This window comes from Pseudomonas sp. PS01298 (genome assembly GCF_029959745.1).
Classification (GTDB): Bacteria; Pseudomonadota; Gammaproteobacteria; order Pseudomonadales; family Pseudomonadaceae; genus Aquipseudomonas; species Aquipseudomonas aylmerensis.
The window spans coordinates 1-7,759 of record NZ_JASCPP010000180.1; the positions used below are offsets into that span (position 1 = coordinate 1).

At 61.4% G+C, this 7,759-nt stretch carries 7 protein-coding genes; 2 read left to right on the plus strand and 5 right to left on the minus strand.

The annotated features are described in order from the left end of the window. Positions 1-239 precede the first annotated feature (239 nt). Positions 240-1,493 carry a serine hydroxymethyltransferase gene (gene glyA / locus QMX97_RS30830; protein ID WP_065910203.1) on the plus strand — a complete coding sequence of 418 codons (1,254 nt, stop codon included), beginning with the start codon at positions 240-242 and terminating at the stop codon, positions 1,491-1,493. 159 nt (positions 1,494-1,652) lie between these two features. Here glyA and yjiA read toward each other — a convergent pair whose 3' ends face one another. The 3 genes from yjiA to QMX97_RS30845 all read right to left on the minus strand — a co-directional run bounded on the left by yjiA (position 1,653) and on the right by QMX97_RS30845 (position 5,066). Beyond that, positions 1,653-2,612: a GTPase gene (gene yjiA / locus QMX97_RS30835; RefSeq protein ID WP_282398169.1), complete on the minus strand. Its 960-nt coding sequence runs from the start codon at positions 2,610-2,612 to the stop codon at positions 1,653-1,655. 174 nt (positions 2,613-2,786) lie between these two features. After that, entirely contained in the window at positions 2,787-2,984 is a 198-nt protein-coding gene (locus QMX97_RS30840; protein WP_003194308.1) for a YbdD/YjiX family protein, read from the minus strand. 15 nt (positions 2,985-2,999) lie between these two features. Next, a complete protein-coding gene (locus QMX97_RS30845) occupies positions 3,000-5,066 on the minus strand; it encodes a carbon starvation CstA family protein (protein ID WP_065910199.1) in 2,067 nt (688 codons plus the stop codon). A 174-nt stretch (positions 5,067-5,240) separates the two neighbouring features. Between QMX97_RS30845 and QMX97_RS30850 the strand changes: the two genes are divergently transcribed. Further along, on the plus strand, positions 5,241-5,609 hold the full coding sequence (locus tag QMX97_RS30850) for a PilZ domain-containing protein (RefSeq protein WP_106802582.1): 369 nt from the start codon (positions 5,241-5,243) through the stop codon (positions 5,607-5,609). Between the two features lie 114 nt (positions 5,610-5,723). Here QMX97_RS30850 and radA read toward each other — a convergent pair whose 3' ends face one another. Together radA and QMX97_RS30860 are read right to left on the minus strand one after the other, a co-directional pair. Further along, positions 5,724-7,091 carry a DNA repair protein RadA gene (radA, locus tag QMX97_RS30855; RefSeq protein ID WP_053137919.1) on the minus strand — a complete coding sequence of 456 codons (1,368 nt, stop codon included), beginning with the start codon at positions 7,089-7,091 and terminating at the stop codon, positions 5,724-5,726. A gap of 35 nt (positions 7,092-7,126) precedes the next feature. After that, positions 7,127-7,675, minus strand: coding sequence for an ankyrin repeat domain-containing protein (locus QMX97_RS30860; RefSeq protein WP_282398170.1), 549 nt, complete (start codon positions 7,673-7,675; stop codon positions 7,127-7,129). Positions 7,676-7,759 lie beyond the last annotated feature (84 nt).

Sequence of the window (7,759 nt, forward strand, 5' to 3'; positions counted from 1 at the left end):
CCCTCCGGTGATGCGGATGGCCTCTTCGCGAGCAACCCCGCTCCCACATTCGACCGTATTCCACCTGAAGGAACCCGATTGAATGTGGGAGCGGGCTTGCTCGCGAAGGGGCCCGAACAAACACCACCTATCCCCAGATGAGCCCCGCTTGTCCGCGACATGATGTCCTTTCATATGCCATCTAAAACCCATTGGGTTAGAATGCCCTCCTTTTCTGCCCCCGATCCTTGAGGACCGCCATGTTCAGCCGTGATTTGACTATTGCCAAGTACGACGCCGATCTCTTCGCCGCCATGGAGCAAGAAGCCGTGCGCCAGGAAGAGCACATTGAGCTGATCGCTTCGGAAAACTACACCAGCCCTGCGGTGATGGAGGCTCAAGGCTCGGTTCTGACCAACAAGTACGCCGAAGGCTACCCAGGCAAGCGCTACTACGGCGGTTGCGAGTACGTCGACGTGGTTGAGCAATTGGCCATCGACCGTGCCAAGGAACTGTTCGGCGCCGATTACGCCAACGTCCAGCCACACGCCGGCTCCCAAGCCAACAGCGCCGTGTACCTGGCCCTGCTGCAAGGCGGCGACACCATCCTGGGCATGAGCCTGGCCCACGGCGGTCACCTGACCCACGGCGCCAGCGTTTCCTCCTCGGGCAAGCTGTACAACGCCGTTCAATACGGTATCGATGCCAACGGCCTGATCGACTACGACGAAGTCGAGCGCCTGGCGGTCGAGCACAAGCCAAAAATGATCGTGGCCGGTTTCTCTGCCTACTCGCAGATCCTGGATTTCCCACGCTTCCGTGAGATCGCTGACAAAGTCGGCGCCTACCTGTTCGTCGACATGGCTCACGTAGCCGGTCTGGTCGCCGCTGGCGTCTACCCGAACCCAGTGCCTTACGCTGACGTCGTGACCACCACCACGCACAAGACCCTGCGCGGTCCACGTGGCGGCCTGATCCTGGCGCGCGCCAACGCCGACATCGAGAAGAAGCTGAACTCCGCCGTCTTCCCGGGCGCCCAGGGTGGCCCGCTGGAGCACGTGATCGCAGCTAAAGCGATCTGCTTCAAGGAAGCCCTGCAGCCTGAGTTCAAGACTTACCAGCAACAAGTGGTGAAGAACGCCCAGACCATGGCCAGCGTGTTTATCGAACGCGGCTTCGACGTGGTTTCCGGCGGTACTGAGAACCACCTGTTCCTGCTGTCGCTGATCAAGCAGGACATCTCCGGTAAAGATGCTGACGCTGCCCTGGGCAAAGCCTTCATCACCGTGAACAAAAACTCCGTGCCGAACGACCCACGTTCGCCGTTCGTCACCTCCGGCCTGCGCTTCGGTACTCCGGCTGTGACCACTCGTGGCTTTAAAGAAGCAGAGTGCAAGGAACTGGCCGGCTGGATCTGCGACATCCTGGCAGACCTGAACAACGAAGCCGTGATCGACGCGGTCCGTGAGAAGGTCAAGGCCATCTGCAAGAAGCTGCCGGTCTACGGCGCTTGATTGCAGTTGCTTGAATGAAAAAGCCCGGCTCAAGAGCCGGGCTTTTTTGTGGCTGATCGTTCCCACGCTCCGCGTGGGAATGCCTCTTGTGACGCTCTGCGTCACGCTTTGGGACGCGGAGCGTCCTGACCTGCATTCCCACGCAGAGCGTGGGAACGATCAGGATTGGTAAACCCGTGCAAACCCTTCGCGGATTTTGTCTTCGGGCAACTCATCGGCAATAAACACAATCACACTCTCGCGCACCTCGCCCTCGGCCCACTCGGTGTCCCAATCGAACCCGTAGAGCTTCAGCACGCCTTGGAACACCATGCGCCGGTCCTCTCCGGCAATGTTCAGCACGCCCTTGTAGCGCAGCAGCTGCTTGCCGTGGTCTTCCAGCAGCTCATTCATGAACTCACTGAGGCGGTCGATATCCAGCGGATGTTCGGTGCGCAGCACCAGGCTGGAGATACGGTCGATGGACGGCGCCGCACTCACCGGGCGCAGGCTCATGCCGGCGTTGAGGTTGAAGCCGCGGACATCGAGCAACTCGGCCAGGTCGATGGCGCCATGGTCCACCACACGAATCGGCGCGCGGCGGTTGATGCGGGTCAGGCGCTCGCTGAGGGCCTCGAAGGTGGCGTCGTCCACCAGGTCACGCTTGCTCACCAGCAGGCGGTCGGCAAAACCGATCTGGGCCTGGGCGATGGTCTGGGTCAGGTGGTGCTCGGCATGCGCCGCGTCCACCAGGGTGATGATGCCGTCGAGGATGTAGCGCTCACGCAGTTCTTCATCGATAAAAAAGGTCTGCGCCACCGGCGCCGGATCGGCCAGGCCGGTGCACTCGATCACCAGGCGGTCGAAGGCGATCTCGCCGCTGTCCAGGCGTTCCAGCAGCAGGTACAGGGCTTTGGTCAGGTCGGTGTGGATGGTGCAGCACACGCAGCCGTTGGACAGGGTCATGACTTGCACCGGTTCTGTACCCAACAGCTGGGTATCGATTCCGGCGTCACTGAATTCGTTTTCGATCACGGCGATTTTCAAGCCGTGCTCGGCCTTGAGCAGATGGCGCAGCAAGGTGGTCTTGCCGGCGCCGAGGAAGCCGCTGAGGACGGTGACGGGGATGGGAGAGGACAAAGACAGTTCTCCTTGAAATTGAAGGTACACAAAACAAATGTGGGAGCAGGCCTATGTGGGAGCCGGGCTTGCCCGCGATGCAAGCACCTCGGTGTATCAGTGACACCCAAGTGATGCTATCGCAGGCAAGCCAGCTCCCACACAAGCCGGCTCCCACAGGGATATTGCGTTAACTCAACAGCACTTAGGCCCACCCTTGCCACCGTAACGGGCTTCCTGGCGTTCCCGGAAGAACGCCTTGTAGTCCATCACCGGTTTGTCCGGGTGCTTGGTTTGCATATGCTCGACGTAGGTGTCGTAGTCGGGCATGCCGACCATCAGGCGCGCGGCCTGACCGAGGTATTTACCGAGGCGACTGATGTCATTGAACATGGCTGCAATCCTCGTTTACGCGTCCGGTACGGCCTGGAACGGGGCTTCTTTATCCGTACGTTCCTTGTTGCCCCAGGCGGCGACGCCGACCTTGAGCGCATAGAACAGGATGCTGAATACCACGAACAGGAACAGTGCTGTCAGCGTTGCGTTGGTGTAGGCGTTCCAGATCACGTGCTGCATCTGGTCGACGCTCTTGGCCGGGGCCAGGATCTGGCCGTTGGCCAGCGCATCACTGTACTTCTTCGCCAGCGACAGGAAGCCGATCGCCGGGTTGGCGTCGAACAGCTTGATGAAGCCTGCGGTGGTGGTGCAGATCAGCAGCCATACGGCCGGCAGCATGGTCACCCAGATGTAGCGTTGGCGTTTCATTTTGATCAGTACAACGGTCGCCAGCATCAGCGCGATACCCGCCAGCATCTGGTTGGAGATACCGAACAGCGGCCACAAGGTGTTGATGCCGCCCAGTGGGTCGATCACGCCCTGGTACAGCAGGTACCCCCACATCGCCACACAACCGGCGGTGGCAATCAGGTTGGCTGTCCACGACTCGGTGCGCTTGAGCGACGGCACGAACGAACCCAGCAGGTCCTGCAGCATGAAGCGACCGGCACGGGTGCCGGCGTCGACTGCCGTGAGGATGAACAACGCCTCGAACAGGATCGCAAAGTGGTACCAGAACGCCATGGTGTTTTCACCCGGCAGCACACTGTGCAGGATCTGCGCGATACCCACGGCCAGCGTCGGTGCACCGCCGGCACGCGCCAGGATGGTGGTCTCGCCGATGTCATGGGCCACGGCCTGCAACGCCTCAGGCGTTATCGCAAAGCCCCAGCTGCTGACGGTTTGCGCCACGGTCATCACGTCACCGCCGACCACAGCGGCCGGGCTGTTCATGGCGAAGTACACGCCAGGCTCAATCACGGAAGCCGCGACCATGGCCATGATGGCCACGAACGACTCCATCAGCATCGCGCCGTAACCGATGTAACGGGCGTTGACTTCGTTATCCAGCAGCTTGGGCGTGGTGCCCGAGGAAATCAGCGCGTGGAAACCCGAGACCGCGCCACAGGCGATGGTGATGAACAGGAACGGGAACAGGCCGCCCTTCCACACCGGGCCGGTGCCATCGATGAACTGGGTCAGGGCCGGCATTTTCAGCTCTGGCATGGTGACCAGGATGCCGATCGCCAGGGCGATGATGGTGCCGATCTTGAGGAACGTGGAGAGGTAGTCACGCGGCGCCAGGATCAGCCATACCGGCAGTACCGCCGCGACGAAACCGTAGCCGATCAGCATCCAGGTGATCTGGATCCCGGTGAAGGTGAAGGCTTTGGCCCAGGTCGGGTCAGCGGCAATCTGCCCGCCCAGCCAGATCGAACCCAGCAGCAACAGCACGCCAATGATCGAGATCTCACCGATGCGGCCCGGGCGGATGTAGCGCATGTACACACCCATGAACATCGCGATCGGGATGGTCGCCATGACCGTGAAGATGCCCCATGGGCTTTCGGCCAGGGCCTTGACCACGATCAGCGCCAGCACCGCGAGGATGATGATCATGATCAGGAAGCAGCCGAACAGCGCGATAGTCCCCGGAATGCGGCCCATCTCTTCGCGAACCATATCTCCCAGGGAACGGCCGTTGCGACGGGTGGACAGGAACAGGACCATGAAGTCCTGCACCGCACCGGCCAGCACCACCCCGGCAATCAGCCACAGGGTGCCCGGCAGATAGCCCATTTGCGCCGCCAATACCGGGCCGACCAGCGGACCTGCACCGGCAATCGCCGCAAAGTGGTGACCGAAAAGGATGTGTTTGTTGGTCGGCACATAGTCCAGACCATCGTTGTTGAGCACTGCGGGGGTGGCCCGCCGTGGATCGAGTTGCATCACGTTGTTAGCGATGAACAGACTGTAGTAACGGTATGCAACCAGGTAGATGGCCACAGCAGCGACCACAATCCACAAGGCGTTGATCGCCTCGCCGCGGCGCAAGGCCACTACGCCCAGGGCGCACGCTCCTACAATTGCCAGCACCAGCCAGGGTAGGTGGCGTAGCAGGCTATTATTATTTTTCATTTTTATATTCCAGCCAGGGTGGACAGAAAGGACAGCCATCCCGAGTTTAGCGCTGTTGGCCTCAAAGACCACCCCCCTACATTGGTCTAGAGCCTTGCAACGGCAAAAAAAGCACAAATAAAAGCCCAATGATGGCGCAGGGCTACAATCCCCTTATCCACAGAGGGTTTGACCATGAGTGAACAGCCGTCAGATCGCCGCCGTTTCCGGCGTATTGCCTTCGATGCCAGGACCACCATTGCACAGGCCGGCTGGAATTGGCCGGTGCAACTGGTGGATTTGTCGCTCAAAGGTTTGTTGGTGCAACGCCCTGATGACTGGCGGGGCAATCGCGCAGAGCCGTTCGACGTGGAGATTCGCCTCGATCCACAGGCGCATATAAAGATGCAGGTCAGGCTGGCCCATGACGATCACGGGCAGTTGGGGTTTGTGTGCGAGCACATTGACCTGGATTCGATCAGCCACCTGCGGCGGCTGATCGAGTTGAACCTCGGTGATGAGGAGGAACTGCACCGCGAGTTGGCGGCATTGCTGGAAACCTGACCGTTCGCGCAGACCTGCATAACGGAGTGCCTGCTAATGTTGTGCAAGCTGATCCACCGCTATCGCAGGCAAGCCAGCGCCTACATTGAACAGGGTTGCCAGTGGGGTCAGTGCTTACTCGAACAACGCATCCAACGCCTGTTCCAGGCGGGTTACGCCGATCACCTGCAATCCTGGCGGCATCTCCTTCGGGGCATTGCCCTTGGGCACGATGGCGCGCTTGAAGCCGTGCTTGGCGGCCTCCTTCAAACGCTCCTGGCCACTGGGCACCGGGCGGACCTCGCCCGACAGGCCGACTTCACCAAACACCAGCAGGTCATGGGGCAATGGCCGATTGCGCAGGCTCGACATCACCGCCGCCATCAACGCCAGGTCGGACGCCGTCTCCAGTACCTTGACCCCACCGACCACGTTGAGGAACACGTCCTGGTCGTGAGTCGGAATGCCGCCATGACGGTGCAAGACCGCCAGCAGCATCGCCAGGCGGTTCTGGTCCAGGCCGAGCGTGACGCGACGGGGGTTGGCCAGGTGGCTGTCATCCACCAAGGCCTGGACTTCGACCAGCATCGGTCGGGTGCCTTCCCACGTGGCCATCACCACACTGCCAGGGACTTCTTCCTGGGCACGGGTCAGAAAAATCGCCGATGGGTTGGAGACTTCTTTCAGCCCGCGGTCAGTCATGGCGAACACGCCCAGCTCATTCACCGCGCCGAAGCGGTTTTTCACTGCCCGCAGCAAACGCAGGCGACCGTCGGATTCGCCTTCGAAATACAGCACGGTATCGACCATGTGCTCCAGCACCCGTGGCCCGGCCAGGGCGCCTTCCTTGGTCACGTGGCCGACCAGGAAGATCGCCGTGCCGCTCTGCTTGGCATAACGCACCAGCAGCGCCGCACTTTCGCGCACCTGGGATACACCACCCGGCGCTGATTGCAGTTGCTCGGTGAAAATCGTCTGGATCGAGTCGATCACCATGACCTTGGGTTTTTCGATGCGGGCCGTGGCGATGATGCTTTCGATGCAGGTTTCGGTCATGACCCGCAGTTGGTCCTGGGGCAACCCAAGGCGGCGGGCGCGCATGGCCACTTGCTGCTGGGATTCTTCACCCGTGACGTACAGCGCCGGCATGCGGCTGGCGATGCTGCACAGGGTTTGCAACAGGATGGTGGATTTGCCGATGCCCGGGTCACCGCCGATCAGCACCACTGAGCCGTCCACCAGGCCGCCGCCAAGTACGCGGTCGAGCTCGCCGGAGGCCGTGGAGAAACGCGGGATTTCCTCGACGCTGACTTCGGCCAGGGTCTTGATCTGTGCCTGCTGCCCAGTCCAGCCGGCGCGGCCGGTGGGGGCTGCGGCGCCGCCGCTTTCGATCATGGTTTCCGTCAGGGTGTTCCACGCACCGCACTCGGTGCACTGGCCGGCCCACTTGGGAAAGGTCGCGCCGCACTCGGTGCAGCCGTACATGCGCTTGGCCTTTGCCATTTGAGAACCTCCAACCGAAAAACCGCGATGATAGCTCAGCGCGACGCCGGGGTCCGGATTTCACCGCTGGCCAATCGTGAAGCACTGTTGCCGGCCGGGTCTTCGGCGTCTAGGTTGGCGCCCTTGGCTTTCAATGCATCCAGCAGCTCGACGCGCTTGAACAGCCCGGCATACATGGCCGCCGTCTGCCCGGCGCCGTTGCGTAGATCGGGATTGCAGTCGGTGGCCAGCAGGCGCTGGGCAATTTTCAGCTCACCCTTGAAGATCGCGCCCATCAACGCGGTATTGCCACGTTTGTCCTGCACGCAGGCATCGGCGCCGGCCGCGAGCAGGCGCTCCACGTAGGCGCTTTCGCCGTGGTAGGCCGCCAGGATCAGCGCGGTGTAGCCCTTTTCATCCTGGGTGTTGAGGCTGTAGCCGGAGTCGATAAAGGTGTCGAGCATGTCGAGGTCGCCACGGCGGGCAGCGTCGAAATAGTAATCCTGCAGCTGCGCCTGGAGCGCGACGGGATCATTGGCGGCGGGCTGCTCGGCCAACACGTTCAGCGACCAGCAGGCCAGCAGAGCCCATAAGAAGGTACGCATCATTCAATCCTCTGCGTAACCCTGCAGGCGCCGGTTTGCCGGTGATGGCGGCGTTGATTACGCCATCGCCGGCAAGCCCGGCGC